This window comes from Fictibacillus barbaricus (assembly GCF_014635025.1).
In the GTDB taxonomy this organism is placed as follows: Bacteria; Bacillota; Bacilli; order Bacillales; family Fictibacillaceae; genus Fictibacillus; species Fictibacillus barbaricus.
In genome coordinates, this window is the sequence record NZ_BMCE01000001.1 from 1,391,068 (window position 1) to 1,410,027 (window position 18,960).

An 18,960-nucleotide genomic window follows, 5' to 3' on the forward strand; every position below is an offset into this window, starting at 1 on the left:
CCCAAATGTTCATATACTGTAAGGAAATTTGGCAGGAGGGAGTTTTGCAGCGTGAGAATTCACATTGTGCAAAAAGGGGACACACTTGACAAAATAGCTGAAAAATATGATGTTCCAGTGAATGAACTAAGAAAAGCAAATCCTGGTTTCTCAAGAACCGATGTAATCGAGCGGGGGGAAAAGATAAAGATCCCAATCAAGATACCTGGTATGAAAAAAGAGCAGCCTATAGTACCGGTAAAAGAAAAGCCGGTAGCACCTGTAAAGGAAAAACCGGTAGCACCTGTTCAAGAAGTACCAAAACCAGCACCAATGAAGCCTGCACCATTAAAACCAGCACCTGTTAAACCGGAAATGAAACCAGCTCCGATGAAACCAGCTCCGATGAAACCAGCACCAATGAAGCCGTCACCACCTAAGATGGATAAAAAAGACGTGCCGATGAAAAAAGATGTGCCAATGAAAAAGGACGTTCCGATTCAAAAAGATGTGCCAATGAAAAAGGACGTTCCGATTCAAAAAGATGTACCGATGAAAAAGGACGTTCCGATTCAAAAAGATGTACCGATGAAAAAGGACGTTCCGATTCAAAAAGATGTGCCAATGAAAAAGGACGTTCCGATGCAAAAAGATCTGCCAATGAAAAAAGACGTTCCTATCCAAAAAGATATACCGATGAAAGCGCCTATGAAACAGCCAATGGTACCGATGTATGATAAAGATTTAGCTGGTATGATGGAATCTTCAAACTTAGGTCATTACGTTCCTATGGGTTATCCAAATCAACAGCCGAATATAGGAAACATGCCGAACATAGCTAATCAGCCGAATATAGCGAACATGCCGAAAATAACAACCCAGCCGAATATAGCGAACATGCCGAAAATAACAAACCAGCCGAATATAGCGAACATGCCGAAAATAACAAACCAGCCGAATATAGCGAACATGCCGAAAATAACAAACCAGCCCAATGCAGCGAACATGCCGAACATATCAAACCAGCCCAATGCAGCAAACATGCCGAACATGGCAAACCAGCCCAATGTTGCCAATCAGCCTAACGTTGCCAGTAAGCATGGGTTATATCCATCAGGAAAAGATGGATATGCACCTAATAAGCATCCATTCTTAATGGAAGAATCATCAGGAATGATGCAAAATATGTACGGTTCTATGCCAGCGATGTTTCCAAAACCGCAAACCTATTCTCAAATGCCTCAAGGCTATGGAATGATGCCTCCTCAAGGTTTTAGCGGTATGCCTCAACTGTACGGAGGAGGATATCCACAAGCTGGTCAACAGGGTGTGGCCGGAATGCAGCAAGGTTCTATGCCATTTGGTGAGTTTCCTGATTCTGACATGGATCTGATGCCAGCTGGAGAATATACACCTGGAGAGCCGCAGGATTTACAGGGCATGCAGATGGGTATGCCTCAAACTTTTGATATGGGCATTTCAGGAATGCCGCAGATGGGCCAAATGAGCACGATGCCGATGGGCATTTCAGGAATGCCGCAGATGGGTCAAATGAGCACGATGCCGATGGGCATTTCAGGAATGCCGCAGATGGGCCAAATGAGCACGATGCCGATGGGCATTTCAGGAATGCCGCAGATGGGTCAAATGAGCACGATGCCGATGGGTATGCCAGGAATGCCGCAGATGGGCCAAATGAGCACGATGCCGATGGGCATGGCAGGAATGCCGCAGATGGGCCAAATGAGCACGATGCCAATGGGTATGCCAGGAATGCCGCAGATGGGCCAAATGAGCACGATGCCGATGGGTATGGCAGGAATGCCGCAGATGGGCCAGATGGGAATGACGATGCCACAAGCGGGAACAATGCCACAGATGGGCTTCCCGGGAATGCCGCAAATGATCTCGCAAGGTCAAGGAATGTATAACATGCCTAATCCATATACTCAAGCACAATCCCGTGAACTTCATGAAGATTTTGCTGAGGAAACGGAAGAAGATGAGTAGGGATGGGAGGGACGGTTTCCAAGGAGATCGTCTTTTTTTAAAAAAGATGAAAGAAATGGGTTTTGAGATTCATGATTTTGGTTTTTTTCGAGAAAATGTTATCTGGATCAAGACCCATCAAGGCAAATTTGTTTTAAAAGGCTTCAAACACGAGGAAACTTGCCGTAAGCAATTAAAATTATCCAAACTTTATAAAGATGAGAGACCTAGGGTTATGGGGACATATACCGTTTATCCTAATCAAAAGAAGACTGTCGAATTTGGAAAATATATTTGGGCCATTATGCCTTTTTATAAGGGTGAAGGACTCCACTTTGGGAATTCAAAAGATGTAATTGCCGGTATGGAAGCTATAAGCCGTTTTCATTCTTTCTCAACACATATTCCATCCTCGATCTATGAAGGGTTATCTTCCTATTCTCTATATAAAAAATGGAGTGACCGCTTTGATGCTTTCAAATATCATGCACGATCAGCAAATTGGAGTCATCAGTTACAGCCATTACTTTCTGATATTGTAATGTGGGGGAATTGGAGTTTAAAAAACTTTGATCATAACGCAGTGGAAGCTCTTGAAAAAAAAGCTTATAAAAGGAAAGAGATCACCCATGGTGACGTGGCTCCTCATAATTTTGTAATCAATAAAGAGAAATCTAAAGATGCCTATCTCATAGATTTTGATTTGTTTGCTGCTGTACCCCAAGCTTTTGATTGGCTGCAATACGCGAACAGAATCTTGCCCTTTTGGTATTGGTCTTATGCTAAGATGGAAGAAATGGGGAATCAAGATTTCCTAAAATGGTTCAGCAAAAAATGGTTTGTAATTTGTTTGGTATTTCCAACAGATCTTTATAGAGAGTGGAATAGAGCTTTAAAATCAAGAGATCCTGAATTGATTGAAGCAGTAACAAGATTCACTTTGCGTGATTATCAGCACAGAAAAAAGTTTGTGGAAAGAATTATAACTAAAATGAATTGATTCTATCCTACATTTAACAGATTAATTCAAGCCTCCTCTTGCCAAGCTAATGGTGAAAGGAGGTTTTTCCATTGAAGGTATTGATAAAGACACTTTCTGTAACAATACTTGCTGGTGGTCTTGCAGCCTGTAATGGAGTGAATGAATCGCAGGACAAGTATGACAACGATACTCGCCCAATTGGATATTATTCAAATGAAGGAGATAATCGCGGTGATCTTGACAGAGGCGCTGGGTTCATATCCGATATGGCGGACAGAGATGTAAGAGACCATGCCTCTACCTATCATGAAGATTATGATGGTAAGCTTGCTGAACGTATTGCCAAACAAGTAAACGACATCCGTGGTGTAGACGATGCTCACGTTATTCTAGAGGATAACAACGTCATTGTAGGAGTAGATACGGATGAATCGAAAAAGGATCAACTGACGGACAAAGTCAGAAAGATCACTGCTCATATGGCACCTAATCGTGAAGTGCAAGTAGTTGCTGATCAAAATATGTTTAACCGCATCGAGAATGTTGACGACGATCTGCGTGATGGCCGTGCTTTCACGGAAGTGGAATCAGATGTTCGCGGAATCAGTAACGACATTGTAAGAGCAGGCAACAATCTTGGAGATGCGATAAAACGTCCTTTCGAAAATAACCGCTAGCTTTAAGGGCTGACTCACAAGTATCCTACTTTTGAGCAGTCCTTTTTATTTTTTCCCCATTTAAAAGCCTGTTGCTCAGCAATTCAATTTCACTTTTTATAAGGATTTAAGAGGTTGCCTATGTTACAATAAAGAATAGAAACATACGCTCGGTTTTAGCGTTAGGGAGAGAAGAAGTTGATAGAAAGCATTACTGGAAATGTAGATTACATAACAGCAGAACATATTGTCATAAACAATAACGGGATCGGCTATAAAGTATTATGTCCAAACCCTTTTATTTATAAGTTGAATGAGCAAAAAACGGTGTATACGTATCAATACGTTCGGGAAGACATTCTTGCATTATATGGTTTTAAAAACCGGAAAGAACGCGACTTGTTTTTAAAATTATTAAATGTTTCTGGAATAGGCCCTAAAGGTGCTCTGGCCATCGTAGCTTTCGGCCAGCCGGAGCAGGTAGTGAATGCTATAGAACAAGAAGATGAAAAGTTCTTGACCAAGTTCCCTGGTGTAGGAAAGAAAACAGCACGGCAGATGATCTTGGACTTAAAAGGCAAGCTGTCCATTTTTGCGGACATCGAAATTACAGAAGGACTTTTCGCTGAGGTTGAGACGAACGGTGATGAACTTGATGAAGCACTCGAGGCACTTGCTGTATTAGGATACGGTAGAAAAGAGATACAAAGAATTCTTCCTGAGTTAAAGAAAGAAAAAATGACTGCAAATGAATATGTTAAAACAGCATTGAAGAAGTTAATGAATTCATAAGGACGTGAGGATGTATGGAAGAGAGAATTGTTTCTTCAGAGGAACGTCAAGATGAAGCAAACATTGAGTTAAGCCTGCGCCCTGAAGCATTGGATGAATATATAGGACAAACAGCCGTTAAGGATAACTTGCGGGTATTTATTAAGGCTGCAAAACTTCGGAACGAACCACTCGACCATGTGCTGCTCTATGGGCCTCCTGGTCTTGGGAAAACGACTTTAGCTTCCATTATTGCAAATGAAATGGAGGTTAATCTGCGTACGACCAGTGGTCCCGCTATCGAGCGTCCTGGGGATCTAGCGGCTATCCTTACCTCACTTGAACCCGGCGATGTTCTTTTCATTGATGAGATACATAGACTTTCTCGCGCCATTGAAGAGATATTATATTCGGCAATGGAAGACTTTTGCTTAGACATTGTTATTGGAAAAGGAGAGGTGGCCAGGTCTGTCCGTTTGGATCTGCCTCCTTTTACTCTGATTGGAGCTACTACAAGAGCAGGATCTCTGTCAGCTCCGCTTAGAGATCGTTTTGGAGTTATGGCAAGGCTTGAATACTATAAGCCTGATGAGTTGGGAGAAATCGTAAGACGGACTGGCGACGTTTTCGGGGTTAGAGTGGATGACTTGTCGGCAGAAGAGATCGCAAGAAGATCAAGAGGAACACCGAGGATTGCAAACCGGCTACTAAGAAGGGTTCGGGATTTTGTACAGGTAGAAGGAATGGATACAATTTCTCTGCCTATCTGTCAAAAAGCCTTAGAACTTCTGCAGGTAGACCGTTTAGGTTTGGACCATATTGACCATAAATTATTACTAGGGATTATTCATACGTATAAAGGTGGTCCCGTTGGTCTAGAAACCATTTCGGCGACGATTGGGGAAGAGTCAATGACGATTGAAGATGTATATGAACCGTATCTTTTGCAGATTGGTTTTTTGCAGCGCACTCCTAGAGGCCGAATGGTAACAGAACAAGCCTATCATTATTTTGGACTGGAGGGGTCCACGGAATGAACCGTCTCTTAATTATTGCAGGGATCGTCCTGATTATAATAGGATTAATAGGGACATATATCGGTAAACTTCCTGGTGATATGGTATGGAAAAAGGGTAATACTACAGTATATTTTCCAATTATGACTTCCATTATCATCAGTGTTGTTCTTTCCTTGATCTTTATGATTATAGGTCGATTTAAATAGAAAGCAGGAATGAATTACATGAACGTAAATGACTTTGATTTCCATTTGCCTGAAGAACTGATTGCACAGACACCTTTAGAGGACCGAACATCTTCAAGGTTAATGGTATTAAATAGAGCAGAAGAAAGAATAGAACATAAGCATTTTTATGATTTGAAAAATTTCCTACAAGAAGGAGACTGTCTTGTCTTAAATGACACACGCGTCCTGCCAGCAAGACTTTTTGGACATAAATCTGATACAGGTGCCAAGGTTGAAGTTCTCCTCTTAAAAGAAGAAGGCAACGATACGTGGGAGACACTTGTAAAACCTGCAAAACGAATAAAACCTGGGACGGAGATCACATTTGGGGACGGACGTTTAAAAGCTGTTTGTAAGGGTGAGAGCGATCATGGAGGAAGACAGTTAAAGTTTGTGTATTCCGGGATATTCTACGAACTTCTCGATGATCTAGGGCAGATGCCGCTTCCTCCTTATATTAAAGAACAGCTAGAAGAAAAGGACAGGTATCAGACTGTGTATGCGGTTCACCAAGGATCAGCAGCTGCACCTACCGCTGGCTTGCATTTCACTGCTGAAATGATTGAAGAGCTAAAAGGCTTAGGTGTTCATGTAACTTTTATAACACTCCACGTGGGATTAGGTACTTTCCGTCCTGTAAGTGTAGAAAACATTCTAGAGCATGATATGCATGCTGAGTTTTATCAGATCACAAAAGGAACAGCGGAACTCTTAAATCAAGTTAAAGCTTCTGGCGGAAGAATTATTACAGTTGGAACGACTAGTACGCGTACGCTTGAGACGGTCGCAAACAAATTTGATGGAGAGTTTAAGGAAGACTCGGGTTGGACAGATATCTTTATTTATCCAGGCTATACTTTTCGAGCGATAGATGGTCTGATCACAAACTTTCATCTGCCAAAATCAACGTTAATCATGTTGGTCAGTGCATTCGCAACTAAAGATTTCGTTTTAAGAGCATATCATGAAGCCGTTGAAGAAAAGTATCGTTTTTTCAGTTTCGGTGATGCGATGCTTATACTTTAAGGGGGATTTATTTTAAAATGAAACCAGCTGTAACTTATGAATTAATAAAAACATGCAAGCAGTCAGGAGCCAGGCTTGGAAAAGTACATACTCCACATGGGTCGTTTGAGACACCAATCTTCATGCCGGTAGGTACACTAGCTACTGTAAAAACGATGAGTCCTGAAGAACTTAAAGAGCTTGGTGCAGAAATTATTCTAAGCAATACGTATCACCTTTGGCTTAGACCTGGCCATGATATTGTTAAAGAAGCAGGCGGACTTCATAAATTTATGAATTGGGATCGTCCGATTCTTACGGATTCAGGCGGCTTCCAAGTATTTTCTTTGAGTGATTTAAGAGAGATTAAAGAAGAAGGTGTTCACTTCAGGAACCATCTTAGCGGTGAAAAACTTTTCCTTAGTCCTGAAGGTGCCATGGAGATTCAGAATGCACTAGGTTCGGATATTATGATGGCGTTCGATGAGTGCCCTCCATATCCAGCAGAATACGACTATATGAAGGCATCTGTCGAACGTACGAGCCGGTGGGCTGAACGTTGCTTAAAAGGTCATGCAAGACCCCAGGATCAAGCTCTGTTCGGAATTGTCCAAGGGGGAGAATATGAAGAGCTCAGAAAGCAAAGTGCACAAGACCTTGTTTCGCTCGATTTTCCAGGTTATGCAGTAGGTGGTTTATCGGTAGGTGAACCGAAAGATGTGATGAATCGCGTGTTGGATTTTACAACACCGCATCTTCCTGAAAATAAGCCTCGTTACTTGATGGGTGTTGGATCTCCTGATTCCTTGATCGACGGTGCTATTCGAGGGATTGATATGTTTGACTGTGTACTTCCTACCCGTATCGCACGAAATGGAACTTGTATGACAAGTGAAGGAAGACTCGTTGTTCGAAATGCCAAATATGCCCGTGATTTCAGGCCAATTGATGAGAAATGTGATTGCCACGTATGCCGAACATATTCCAGAGCCTATATTCGTCACCTTGTAAAAGCGAATGAAACATTCGGTTTCAGACTAACAAGTTACCACAACCTTTATTTTTTGGTAAACTTAATGAAACAGGTTAGACAAGCTATCATGGAAGACAGGCTTCTTGATTTTAGAAATGAGTTTTTTGAAATGTACGGATTTAACAAACCAAATGCTCGTAATTTTTAACTAATAGAAAGGGGTGATAAGTATGGGAAATCTTGGAGGATTATTGCCGATTATTTTGATGTTTGCTATTTTTTATTTTCTGTTGATTCGTCCGCAGCAAAAAAGACAAAAAGCGGTTCGTCAAATGCAGACCAATCTAAAAAAAGGCGACAAAGTTGTAACGATTGGTGGCTTACACGGAACACTTGATAGCATTGATGACAATGTAGCAGTTATTCGTTCAAATGATGGTGCAAAGCTAACATTTGACCGCAATGCGATCCGTGAAGTAAAAGAAGAAGCAGCACTATAGTAAAAAAAGACCCGTTAAATAACGGGTCTTTTGTTACTTATTGCTGCTTAAATTGACTCCCATGATACCGCCCACCATTGCTAACAGAAGAAAAAGGCCATGGTACATATATTGCGAGGAATTAAAAGTGCTTTGATATCCTAAATATTGAACAAGAAAAACAAGAAAGGAGAACAAAAGACTTGTACCTCCGCCTAAAAGCCAACCCTTACTTTGGCCCTTTTTCCCAGAGATCAAACCGCCTATAAATAATGATAAAAAAGATAGTCCAATCGTGACCCATTTTAGTGAACCTTCAGTAAGTCCAGTAAACCGCAACAATAGGGAGAGTACTAAACTGCACATCATGATCATAAGAAGAACTGCTATCAAACCCCGTCCCATTGAAGAAACCATATGTTTAATCCCCATCTTTGATCCTCCTTATACCTGCAAGCTTTCTATATACTTTATTCAGCTTTTATAAGAATTAGAAGTACAAGCAATGGATTTTACCTTCCTTTCCCATTTAATTGTTATTGGCAAAACCTTCGTATTATGTTTTTTAAAATCTGTGTCACACTAACAAATGGAATGGAAATGATTAAGATATTGGAAGGAGGGGGATCGTGGAGCTTTATACGATTATTTTCAGGACACTTTTTATATATTTTCTAATCATCATCGTCTTTCGAATGATGGGTAAACGCGAAATTGGAAAATTGTCCATCATTGATTTTGTAGTTTCGATTATGATTGCCGAGTTAGCTGTCATTTCAATTGAAGATCCCAAAATTCCAATGTTAAATTCCCTCGTATCTATTTTTGTATTGCTCGGTATTCAGCTTTTGTTAGCGATTATTTCATTAAAGAGCAGAAAAATGAGAGAACTTGTTGACGGCAAACCTTCTATAATCATTAAAGAAGGCCAAGTGGATGAACAAGAGATGAAGAAACAGCGTTATAACTTTGATGACCTTCTTACTCAGCTAAGAGAGAACAATATAAGGAGTTTGAATGAAGTAGAATTTGGCATATTAGAGACGACAGGTAAACTGTCTGTTATAAAAAAAGATGAAGATTCAGAAAGTAGCCCGATCCATATGATCCTTCCCCTTATTTTAGATGGAAAAATTTTAGAAGATAACCTCGAGAAGATGAACAAGACATCTTTTTGGCTAAGACAAGAACTGAAAAAAGTAGGTTTTAAAGATATAAAAACAATTTCCTTTTGTACACTCAATGATGATGGTTCACTTTATGTGGATGAAATAAATAATAAAAAATAAAACAGCCATAAATTTGGCTGTTTTTATACCCATTTTTTAATAAATGGAATGTGTTTAAGATCTTCTTTTTTCAAGAGTTTAAAGAAGATCAGTGTGAACAGATAAATAGCGCATGTAGCAGCAACACAGATTGCTAATCCTTGTAGAGGCTGGAACTGAGGCATCATGTAACGGTAAAGGTAAACCGCTCCGGCGCCTGTTATAAATACGGATAAAAGACAGAGTGCAAAGTCTTTAACAACAATCGTGTAACTGATCGCTTTAATAACTGTAGCAAAGTGCAGAAGTGTTACGACCACAATACTGATGACGATTCCGAGTGCTGCACCCATAATACCGAATTCAGGTCGAGTAGCAAGTGCAAAAATGGCTGCTAGTTTGACCAAAGCACCAATAAGGCTGTTAATCATGGCAGATCGTGCCAGGTCTAATGCTTGAAGAACAGCTTGAAGCGGTCCTTGGAAATATAGAAAAAAGAAAAAAGGAGTCATGATTTTTAAATAAGAGGCCGAAGCTGGTGAATCATACATAAGATCCATAATAGGAACCGCAAATACATACAGAACAACAGCCGCAATTCCACCTGATAACATGGAAAGTTTAAGTGCTTGATTAAGACGGTGCTCGATAAGATGGTATTTTTTTTGTGCGTTTGCTTCACTGATTGCAGGGACTAAAGACACAGAAAGCGAATAGGTTATAAACGTTGGCAAAAACAATAAGGGAATTACATAACCGGCAAGCTCCCCATATTGTGCAGTAGCCACTGCTGTGGTTATCCCTGCAATGGCTAAACTGTTGGCAACAACAATCGGTTCAAAAAAGTACGAAACCGAGCCGATCAATTGACTTCCTGTTGTAGGAAGTGCGATATTCAAAAGGTCTTTGAGGGTTTCCTGCCCTTGTTTTAATTGCTTGAAAAAACCTTTGCGAATTCTCATCTTCTTTTTCACTTTAAACATAGAAAACATATAGAGAAGTGAAGCCAGTTCACCGAGAATAACAGAGATCATTGCACCTGCCGCCGCAAATTGCACACCATATGGCAAAAATAAACCCGTTAATAAGGCGACCAGGGCAATCCTGACAACTTGTTCAATCACTTGTGAATACGCGGAAGGCCTCATGTTTTGAAGCCCTTGAAAATAGCCTCTCAATACGGAGGAGACAGCTATTACAGGAACAACAGGGGCGATGGCTAATAATGGCCATATCGTTCTATCATCTGTAAAAAAATGCTGAGCTAACAGCGGGGCAGCAATAAATAAGCCGATGGTGATAACTATGCTTAATATACCTGTAATTGCTAAAGATACGATCAAAATTTTTCTCACTTTTGAGCGGTCACCTGTAGCATCTGCTTCAGCCACGAGCTTTGAGATCGCAATCGGAAGGCCAAGTCTAGTCAGTGTAACAGCAAGCAAGAATGTTGGAACTGCCATCATGTAAAGACCTACACCTTCATGACCCATAACACGAGCCATCACAATACGGTTAACGAAACCAAGGATTCGAGTGACCAGACCCGCCAAGATCAGCAGTATGGTACCTTGTACAAGTGTTTGTTTTGTCATAATACCTGTCCTTTCTTGGACAATCTCATACTTAACTATATGCAGGATGAGTGCAGAGTCATGACAGCTTGTTTCATTTGAGAGGAGAGAAGAAGATGGAGAACACTCATTTTTCGCAATGGAAAAAGGAAGTGCAGCCAGCTGTACAAAGTAAGAAAGAAGAATTTCATTATATGGGGTATGAAAGTGTTACGGACGCGGAAATATGGGAATGTGTGCAGGCAAGGCTTAAGAAAAAAAAGGTAGAACCTCGTCTGCATTCGCTCGTTGATCACATTTTGGCTCTATCCCTTAATGATTTTATGACATGGCTAACCATTCAAGCTTATAGGGAAGAGTAATCCATAGAAGTGAAGCGGATGCTTCACTTTGTTTTTATTTTATTTATGAACATTCTCAAGACAAATTGACAGAAAAAAACAACAATCGCTATAATGGGAAGGGTTAGTATTCGTACTTATACATAGTGTTGTCTTTTTGATGCAGCATGAAGGAGGTTTCTTGAAGTGGTAAAGAGAAGCAAGATCGTCATCTTTTTTGTGGTCCTTCTTATGTTTGCCGCACTTATTGGGTTAACGACAGAAAAGATCGTAAAAGAAACAAAGCTTGGACTAGACCTCCAAGGTGGTTTTGAAGTGCTTTATGAAGTGAAACCAGTAAAAAAGGGTCAAAAAATTACACAGGAAACGCTAAAAAGTACGGTAGAAGCATTAAACAGCCGAATCAACGTACTTGGTGTTTCAGAGCCTGAGATTCAAATTGAAGGAAATAACCGTATTCGTGTTCAGCTTGCGGGAGTTACTGACCAAAACAAAGCCCGTGAGCTTCTATCCACACAAGCAGAATTAACATTTCGTGATGTAGATGATAAGGTGCTGCTGGATGGATCAGACTTAGAAGGAAATGGAGCAAAACAAACATTTGAATCCCAAAATAATAAGCCGATCGTATCTCTTAAGTTAAAAGACGCTGATAAATTCGCACAAGTAACGGAAGAAGTTCTTAAGCGTCAGCCACAAGGAGAAAACATTCTCGTAATATGGCTTGATTATGAAAAAGGCGATTCTTTTAAAGAAGAACAAAAGAAAGAGTTAGCAGGAAAAAAGCCTAAGTATATTTCTGCTCCTTACGTAAATGAAGTACTGACACAGAAAGATGTAACGATCACTGGTCAATTTACAGCTGAAGAGGCTCAGAGTTTAGCTAAAATTCTTAACGCTGGAGCACTCCCAGTTAAGCTTGATGAAGTTTACTCAACTTCTGTTGGTGCGAAGTTCGGGGAAAAAGCTCTGAATGAAACAATTTTCGCAGGCTTTATCGGTATCGCAGCTATATTCTTATTCATGCTGATCTTCTATCGTGTTCCAGGAATCATTGCTGTACTGACATTAACGATATATATTTGGTTAATCCTGGCGATCTTCTATCTCATGAACGGCGTTCTGACGCTGCCGGGTATTGCGGCATTAATTCTAGGTGTCGGTATGGCTGTTGATGCAAATATCATTACGTATGAGCGTATTAAAGAGGAGTTAAGAAGCGGTAAATCTGTACTAAGTGCATTTAAAGCAGGAAACCGCCGCTCGTTTACGACAATCTTTGATGCGAACATTACAACGATCCTTGCAGCTGCTGTATTATTCGCTTATGGGACAAGCTCTGTAAAAGGGTTTGCCTTGGTATTAATCATCTCAGTGCTGGCAAGTTTTATTACAGCTGTATTTGGAACAAGACTATTCCTGGGCTTATGGGTTCAATCTCGTATGATGGATAAGAAGCCAGGTCTGTTTGGTGTAAAGGAGAGTGACATCCGTGAGCTTTAATTACGACTTTGTAAAACACAGGAATCTATATTTTATCATTTCTGTTCTCCTTACGATTGTAGGAATCTTCTTTCTGTTAACTGCAGGCTTGAAACTTGGGATTGATTTTGAAAGTGGATCACGTGTGAATATTCAGGCAAATGAGACACTAACAAACGAGCAAGTGCTGGCAGACTTTGAAGAACTAGGTTTTGAAGATGCAACGGTGGTACTCGCTGGCGAAGACAATAAACAAGCAAATGTCTCATTTAAAGGAGTACTTTCAAAAAATGAGATCGCTAAACTTAATACTTACTTTAAAGAGAAGTATGGTGAAACGCCAAGTATAAGTACGGTTACACCGACTGTTGGCCGTGAGCTTGCACAAAATGCACTATTTGCGGTACTTATTGCTTCTCTTGGTATCATCATTTATGTAGCATTCCGTTTCGAGTGGTCCATGGCAGTTGCAGCGGTTACCGCTTTGCTGCACGATGCTTTTATGATTATTGCAATTTTCAGCATGTTCAGGATTGAAGTAGATCTGCCCTTTATAGCAGCCGTGCTCACCATTGTTGGTTATTCCATCAATGATACGATCGTTACGTTTGACCGTATACGCGAAAATATGAAGCTTGAAAAAGTAAAAACACAAGAGAAACTTGCTGAAATTGTAAATAGAAGTATTCATGAAACATTAGGACGTTCCATAAATACTGTCCTTACCGTTATCATTGCAGCTGTAGCTCTATTGATCTTTGGAGCTGATTCTATCCGAAACTTCTCCATAGCCTTGTTAATCGGGCTTGCGTTCGGTGCTTATTCTTCTATTTTCATCGCGTCGCAGTTGTGGTACGTTATGAAATCCCGCCAGATGAAAAGTAAGAAGACACGTCAGGTAGAAGCAGAACCAGAAATTTAAAGTAAATATCGTTCTTAAATTGTCACCTCTTATCCTGTTTTGTATAATGAATAGGTTAAGAGGTGATTTTTTATGCTGGAGCCTAGAACAAGGTGGGAAATTCAAAAACCTTCGGAAGAAAAGGCAAAATGGTTGTCACAAGAGTTAGATATTCCTCTTCTGATTGCAAATTTATTAGCAGTAAGAGGGATTGAGACCATAGAAGAAGCACAGGCATTTTTAAAAATAGATATAGATCAGTTTCACGATCCATTCTTAATGGATGGGATGAAGGAAAGTGTTGAGCGGATACATAAAGCAGTTGAATCTCAAGAGAAGATTTTAATATTTGGAGACTATGACGCAGACGGTGTAAGCAGTACAACAGTCATGTATTATGCGCTTAAAGAATTAGGGGCTGATTTTGATTATTACATTCCGAATCGGTTTACAGAAGGATATGGACCGAACGAACCGGCACTTCGGAAAGCAAAAGAAGAAGGCTACTCACTCGTAGTGACTGTAGATACAGGAATATCTGCTGTACATGAGGCTGCAGTTGCAAAAAAAATTGGATTGGATTTCATCATAACGGATCATCATGAAGCACCTCCTGTCCTGCCTGATGCATACAGCATTATCAATCCCAAAAAACCAGGCTGCACATATCCTTTTTCAGGCCTAGCTGGTGTAGGTGTAGCCTTTAAAGTAGCTCACGCACTCCACGGTAAGCCGCCCATGCATTTACTCGATTACGCCTGTATTGGAACAATCGCTGACCTTGTACCATTGATTGATGAAAATAGAGTGATAGCGAAAATGGGAATTGAAGCTTTGTCCAAGACGGATAAAATTGGACTTCAAGAACTATTAAAGGCTGCTGGTCTTTATGATAAGGAACTTTCAGCAGAAGATGTCGGATTTGCTATAGGTCCGAGAGTAAATGCTGCAGGAAGACTAGGTTCAGCCATGCCTGTTGTTGAATTGTTCACGTCGAGCGACCGTGAAGAGTCAGCAATGTTGGCACAAGAGTTAGATTCTGTAAATAAAGAACGTCAAGGGATTGTAAATGAAATTACAAAAGAAGCGATCGCTATGGTTGAAGAACAATTTCCACCAGAGCATAATGAAGTATTGGTGCTGGCCAAAGAGGGCTGGAACCCAGGTGTTATCGGAATTGTCGCCTCACGATTAGTTGAAAAGTTTTACCGACCTACTATTGTGCTATGTTTAGATCCGGAAAAAGAAACAGCAAAGGGTTCAGCACGAAGCATTAAAGGTTTCGATATGTTTGAAAATCTTTCTGAATCGAGAGACATTCTTCCTCATTTTGGAGGACATCCGATGGCAGCAGGTATGACTTTATCAATGCATGATGTGAATGAATTAAGAAACAGACTCATTAAACAAGCCAAAACCTGTTTAACACAAGAAGATTTTCTGCCCGTCACATCTATTGATCTTACAGCGGCTTTAGATGAGATCTCCTTAGAAACCGTCGAGATGCTCAGTACGTTAGCACCATTCGGAGTCGGGAATCCATCACCTCGTATACTGATCGAGGAAGTGCCTATACGAGAAATGAAAAAAATCGGCAGTCAGTCAAACCACCTTAAACTGCAGGTTGGAAACGGAGAGATGTCTGTTCTGGATTGCATCGGCTTTCAAAAAGGAAGCTTGCTTGATGAGATGACACCCTATTCACTTCTTTCACTAGTTGGGCAGATACAATTGAATGAATGGAATGGTTATAGAAAACCTCAGCTGCTTTTAGAAGATCTTTCCGTATCTCACTTTCAGCTTTTTGATTACCGTGGACTAAAAGATGCTGGTAAAAGGCTCATTGGTCTGCCGGATTCTAAAACTTGTTATATCGCGTTTGATAAAAGTACGCTGCAGGAATTAGGGATGGAGTCACTAGCATCCCAAACAATTGGGGAAGATGAACTTTTCTTGCAGCCTAAAGATGCATTTCAAGATAAATATATTGTGTTTTTAGATGTTCCCACGTCTCTATCCCGTTTTTCTGAATGGCTTGAGACGATCGGAGAGCCAGCTAGAATCTATGCGGTATTCCACCAAAGTACGGAACATTTTTTCACTACTTTACCGAATAGAGATCATTTTAAATGGTTTTATGCTTTCCTGGCAAAACGGAAAACCTTTAATGTTCGTAAAGATGGAGCAGAACTGGCAAAATGGAAGGGCTGGTCCAAGGAAACAATCGATTTTATGTCAAAGGTGTTTTTTGAGCTGGAATTTGTTACAATAGACAATGGTGTTATTTCGATTAACAGCAAACCTAGCAAAAGGGAATTAGACAGTTCTGAAACGTATCAGAAAAAGTTTGAGCAAGCCGATATTGAGAATCAGCTCGTTTATTCTTCCTATCATTCTTTAAAAAGCTGGTTTACACAGCAAACACGGCCAAAAGCCAGTTTGTAATTTTTCAGGAGGCAAAGATTCATGGATTATAAGCCGTATATTTCAGTAGTTAACGATTTTCCAATCGAAGGCATTCGCTTTAAAGACATTACGTCTCTTATGTCAGACGGTGCGATCTATAAAAAAGCAATGGATGAAATTGCAGAGTATGCAAAAGAAAAACAGGTAGATGTTATTGTTGGACCAGAAGCACGCGGGTTCATCGTAGGCTGTCCTGTTGCTTATACATTAGGATTAGGATTTGTTCCGGTCCGCAAAGAAGGAAAACTTCCTCGTGAAGTCATTAAAGTAGACTACGGTCTTGAATATGGTAAAGATGTTTTAACGATGCATAAAGATGCTATCAAACCAGGTCAAAAGGTCTTGATCACTGACGACTTGCTAGCAACTGGCGGAACAATTGAAGCCACCATTAAACTTGTAGAAGAACTTGGCGGAATCGTAGTCGGGATTGCTTTTATGATTGAACTAACCTATTTAGACGGCCGTAAGAAGTTATCTAGCTATGATATTTTTACGTTAACACAATACTAAAATGAAGAAGAGCTCCTCACGGGTGCTCTTTTTTTACAATCCTGTCACAAAAATTGCCCATTCATTCGACAAATTTCGTTTTTTGCTTTACATGAGGGTTCAATTTAACGATAATAGAAGCAATATACAATGACAACGTAAGGTGATTCCATGACGATTGAGCAAGTTTTGCAAAAAGCGGAAAGCTATCTGTCTAAAGATGATATCAGCTTTATTACTAAAGCTTATGAATATGCTAAAAGTGCACATGAAGGACAATTCCGTAAATCGGGAGAGCCCTATATCCATCATCCTGTTGAAGTAGCAGGTATCCTTGTGAATCTGCAAATGGATCCTGTAACAGTAGCTGCAGGGTTTCTTCATGATGTGGTCGAAGATACTCCTATTACTTTAAAGGATATTTCAAATCAATTTAATGAAGAAGTAGCCATGCTTGTTGATGGGGTGACAAAGCTTAAGAAGATTAAGTTTAAGTCAAAAGAAGAGCAGCAGGCTGAGAATCACCGAAAGATGTTTGTTGCGATGGCACAAGACATCCGATGTATCTTGATCAAGCTTGCTGACCGTCTTCATAACATGCGTACACTGAAACACATGCCAAAAGAAAAACAGATACAAAAAGCGAATGAAACGCTCGAAATCTTTGCTCCGCTTGCACATCGTCTAGGAATCTCAACGATTAAGTGGGAGCTGGAAGATGTTTCTTTAAGATACCTTAATCCACAGCAATACTACCGAATTGTTAACTTAATGCAGCAGAAACGAGCTGAACGAGAAGAATATGTTCATCAAGTGATGGATGAAATGAAGAACAAGTTAAAAGAAGTTAATATACAGGTAGATATTTCTGGAAGACCAAAACATATTTACAGCATCTATAGAAAGATGGCTAAACAAGGTAAGCAGTTTAATGAGATCTATGACTTGCTTGCTGTACGGATTATCGTTCAAAACATTAAAGATTGCTATGCCGCATTAGGTATAATCCACACCGCTTATAAACCGATGCCGGGCCGTTTTAAAGATTATATCGCGATGCCTAAAGCAAATATGTACCAGTCCCTTCATACGACCGTTATCGGTCCAAAAGGTGATCCTCTTGAAGTCCAGATCAGGACTGCTGATATGCACCGTGTAGCAGAATATGGAATTGCAGCCCATTGGGCATACAAGGAAGGTGCTGCAAAGGCACCCGTGAGCTCATTTGAAAATAAACTTACTTGGTTCAGGGAAATTCTAGAGTGGCAAAACGATGTAGTTGATGCAGAAGAATTTATGGAGTCACTAAAAGTCGATCTTTTCTCTGATATGGTGTTTGTTTTTACTCCTAAAGGTGATGTATACGAATTGCCTTCAGGTTCTGTTCCGATTGATTTTGCCTACCGCATTCATACGGAAATTGGTAATCGGTGCATCGGAGCAAAGGTAAACGGGAAAATGGTAACGCTAGACTACCGTTTAAAAACGGGTGATATCATTGAGATCTTAACAAGTAAACATTCTTATGGCCCAAGCCAAGATTGGCTGAAGATCACTCAAAGTTCACACGCAAAAAACAAGATTCGTCAATGGTTTAAGCGTGAAAGAAGAGAAGAGAACGTTGCAAAAGGGAAAGAACTTGTTGAAAAAGAGATCAAGAACCGCGGTTATGAACTTAAGGAAATCTTCACTAACGAAAATATACAGTACGTAGCACAAAAATATAATTTTGCAGGCGAAGAAGATATGTATGCTGCAGTGGGCTACAATGGCATCACCGCTGCACAGATCGCTACTCGATTAACGGATAAGGTTCGCCGTAAAAAAGAACTGGACCCTGATAATTCAGAACTGCTTGATGCTATAAAAGAATCTGCTGATAAACCAGAACCAAAAAGACGAACCGATTCCGGAATCGTTGTTAAAGGTATTGACAATATGTTGATCCGCTTGTCAAAATGCTGTAATCCTGTACCTGGAGACGACATTGTAGGTTACATTACAAAAGGGCGAGGTGTCTCTGTTCACCGAGAAGATTGTGTAAATGTGCACAACGAAGATGCTCAAGTCCGCCTATTGCCAGTAGAATGGGAAGGAAACTTGGAACAGCCTAAAAACTACAATGTAGATATTGAGATCAATGGGTTCGACCGACGCGGACTTCTTAATGAGGTTCTGCAGGCAGTTGCGGAAACGAAGACGAACATAACTGCTGTTAGCGGGAAGTCAGATCGAAATAAGATGGCGACGATCAGCATGTCGATCTCGATACACAACGTCAGCCATTTGCAGAAAGTAGTTGAGCGGATTAAACGTATACCAGATATCTATGCTGTAAGACGCCTTATGCAATAGG

The 18,960-nt window shown here is 40.4% G+C and carries 16 protein-coding genes and 1 pseudogene; 15 read left to right on the forward strand and 2 right to left on the reverse strand.

The annotated features are described in order from the left end of the window. Nucleotides 1–51: 51 nt before the first annotated feature. From IEV52_RS22655 to yajC, 9 genes are all read left to right on the forward strand, one after another. The gene (locus tag IEV52_RS22655) at nt 52–1,989 is read left to right on the forward strand and encodes a LysM peptidoglycan-binding domain-containing protein (protein WP_308464564.1); all 1,938 of its coding nucleotides are present in this window, start codon (nt 52–54) and stop codon (nt 1,987–1,989) included. 46 nt (nt 1,990–2,035) lie between these two features. Beyond that, the gene (locus IEV52_RS06765; protein ID WP_188401712.1) at nt 2,036–2,968 is read left to right on the forward strand and encodes a phosphotransferase; all 933 of its coding nucleotides are present in this window, start codon (nt 2,036–2,038) and stop codon (nt 2,966–2,968) included. A gap of 71 nt (nt 2,969–3,039) precedes the next feature. Beyond that, on the forward strand, nt 3,040–3,627 hold the full coding sequence (locus IEV52_RS06770) for a YhcN/YlaJ family sporulation lipoprotein (RefSeq protein WP_188401713.1): 588 nt from the start codon (nt 3,040–3,042) through the stop codon (nt 3,625–3,627). Nucleotides 3,628–3,804: 177 nt separating this feature from the next. Further along, nucleotides 3,805–4,398 carry a Holliday junction branch migration protein RuvA gene (ruvA, locus tag IEV52_RS06775; RefSeq protein ID WP_188401714.1) on the forward strand — a complete coding sequence of 198 codons (594 nt, stop codon included), beginning with the start codon at nt 3,805–3,807 and terminating at the stop codon, nt 4,396–4,398. Between the two features lie 14 nt (nt 4,399–4,412). Then, on the forward strand, nt 4,413–5,414 hold the full coding sequence (gene ruvB / locus IEV52_RS06780) for a Holliday junction branch migration DNA helicase RuvB (protein WP_188401715.1): 1,002 nt from the start codon (nt 4,413–4,415) through the stop codon (nt 5,412–5,414). Continuing rightward, nucleotides 5,411–5,602, forward strand: coding sequence for a DUF2905 domain-containing protein (locus IEV52_RS06785; protein ID WP_188401716.1), 192 nt, complete (start codon nt 5,411–5,413; stop codon nt 5,600–5,602). Before ruvB ends, IEV52_RS06785 begins: the two co-directional genes overlap by 4 nt. Before the next feature lie 18 nt (nt 5,603–5,620). Continuing rightward, nucleotides 5,621–6,649 carry a tRNA preQ1(34) S-adenosylmethionine ribosyltransferase-isomerase QueA gene (gene queA / locus IEV52_RS06790; RefSeq protein WP_188402279.1) on the forward strand — a complete coding sequence of 343 codons (1,029 nt, stop codon included), beginning with the start codon at nt 5,621–5,623 and terminating at the stop codon, nt 6,647–6,649. A 17-nt stretch (nt 6,650–6,666) separates the two neighbouring features. After that, on the forward strand, nt 6,667–7,809 hold the full coding sequence (gene tgt / locus IEV52_RS06795; protein WP_188401717.1) for a tRNA guanosine(34) transglycosylase Tgt: 1,143 nt from the start codon (nt 6,667–6,669) through the stop codon (nt 7,807–7,809). A gap of 22 nt (nt 7,810–7,831) precedes the next feature. Continuing rightward, a complete protein-coding gene (gene yajC, locus IEV52_RS06800) occupies nt 7,832–8,101 on the forward strand; it encodes a preprotein translocase subunit YajC (protein ID WP_188401718.1) in 270 nt (89 codons plus the stop codon). A gap of 33 nt (nt 8,102–8,134) precedes the next feature. Here the strand turns inward: yajC and IEV52_RS06805 are convergent, their stop codons facing one another. Continuing rightward, a complete protein-coding gene (locus IEV52_RS06805) occupies nt 8,135–8,512 on the reverse strand; it encodes a TIGR04086 family membrane protein (RefSeq protein WP_188401719.1) in 378 nt (125 codons plus the stop codon). A 197-nt stretch (nt 8,513–8,709) separates the two neighbouring features. On the opposite strand from IEV52_RS06805, the gene IEV52_RS06810 reads away from it, so the two are divergent. After that, nucleotides 8,710–9,369, forward strand: a complete 660-nt coding sequence (locus tag IEV52_RS06810) for a DUF421 domain-containing protein (RefSeq protein WP_188401720.1) — start codon at nt 8,710–8,712, stop codon at nt 9,367–9,369. Nucleotides 9,370–9,392: 23 nt separating this feature from the next. Here IEV52_RS06810 and spoVB read toward each other — a convergent pair whose 3' ends face one another. Beyond that, entirely contained in the window at nt 9,393–10,943 is a 1,551-nt protein-coding gene (gene spoVB / locus IEV52_RS06815; protein ID WP_188401721.1) for a stage V sporulation protein B, read from the reverse strand. 95 nt (nt 10,944–11,038) lie between these two features. On the opposite strand from spoVB, the gene IEV52_RS06820 reads away from it, so the two are divergent. The 5 genes and pseudogenes from IEV52_RS06820 (at nt 11,039) to IEV52_RS06840 (ending at nt 18,959) form a co-directional block, all read left to right on the forward strand. Beyond that, nucleotides 11,039–11,284, forward strand: a complete 246-nt coding sequence (locus IEV52_RS06820) for a post-transcriptional regulator (protein WP_188401722.1) — start codon at nt 11,039–11,041, stop codon at nt 11,282–11,284. 165 nt (nt 11,285–11,449) lie between these two features. Next, nucleotides 11,450–13,667: pseudogene (gene secDF / locus IEV52_RS06825) on the forward strand (protein translocase subunit SecDF). 72 nt (nt 13,668–13,739) lie between these two features. Next, complete coding sequence (gene recJ / locus IEV52_RS06830) at nt 13,740–16,091, forward strand: single-stranded-DNA-specific exonuclease RecJ (RefSeq protein ID WP_188401723.1); 2,352 nt, start codon at nt 13,740–13,742, stop codon at nt 16,089–16,091. Between the two features lie 21 nt (nt 16,092–16,112). Beyond that, nucleotides 16,113–16,625, forward strand: coding sequence for an adenine phosphoribosyltransferase (locus IEV52_RS06835; RefSeq protein ID WP_188401724.1), 513 nt, complete (start codon nt 16,113–16,115; stop codon nt 16,623–16,625). A 150-nt stretch (nt 16,626–16,775) separates the two neighbouring features. Further along, nucleotides 16,776–18,959 carry a RelA/SpoT family protein gene (locus tag IEV52_RS06840; RefSeq protein WP_188401725.1) on the forward strand — a complete coding sequence of 728 codons (2,184 nt, stop codon included), beginning with the start codon at nt 16,776–16,778 and terminating at the stop codon, nt 18,957–18,959. Nucleotide 18,960 lies beyond the last annotated feature (1 nt).

Excerpts from the sequence above, each read along its gene's own strand:
- IEV52_RS06765 (WP_188401712.1), top strand. The coding sequence starts at position 2,036 with ATGAAAGAAATGGGTTTTGAGATTCATGATTTTGGTTTTTTTCGAGAA.
- ruvB (WP_188401715.1), top strand. The coding sequence starts at position 4,413 with ATGGAAGAGAGAATTGTTTCTTCAGAGGAACGTCAAGATGAAGCAAAC.
- IEV52_RS06785 (WP_188401716.1), top strand. The coding sequence starts at position 5,411 with ATGAACCGTCTCTTAATTATTGCAGGGATCGTCCTGATTATAATAGGA.
- queA (WP_188402279.1), top strand. The coding sequence starts at position 5,621 with ATGAACGTAAATGACTTTGATTTCCATTTGCCTGAAGAACTGATTGCA.
- tgt (WP_188401717.1), top strand. The coding sequence starts at position 6,667 with ATGAAACCAGCTGTAACTTATGAATTAATAAAAACATGCAAGCAGTCA.
- yajC (WP_188401718.1), top strand. The coding sequence starts at position 7,832 with ATGGGAAATCTTGGAGGATTATTGCCGATTATTTTGATGTTTGCTATT.
- IEV52_RS06805 (WP_188401719.1), bottom strand. The coding sequence starts at position 8,512 with ATGGGGATTAAACATATGGTTTCTTCAATGGGACGGGGTTTGATAGCA.
- spoVB (WP_188401721.1), bottom strand. The coding sequence starts at position 10,943 with ATGACAAAACAAACACTTGTACAAGGTACCATACTGCTGATCTTGGCG.
- IEV52_RS06820 (WP_188401722.1), top strand. The coding sequence starts at position 11,039 with ATGGAGAACACTCATTTTTCGCAATGGAAAAAGGAAGTGCAGCCAGCT.
- recJ (WP_188401723.1), top strand. The coding sequence starts at position 13,740 with ATGCTGGAGCCTAGAACAAGGTGGGAAATTCAAAAACCTTCGGAAGAA.
- IEV52_RS06835 (WP_188401724.1), top strand. The coding sequence starts at position 16,113 with ATGGATTATAAGCCGTATATTTCAGTAGTTAACGATTTTCCAATCGAA.
- IEV52_RS06840 (WP_188401725.1), top strand. The coding sequence starts at position 16,776 with ATGACGATTGAGCAAGTTTTGCAAAAAGCGGAAAGCTATCTGTCTAAA.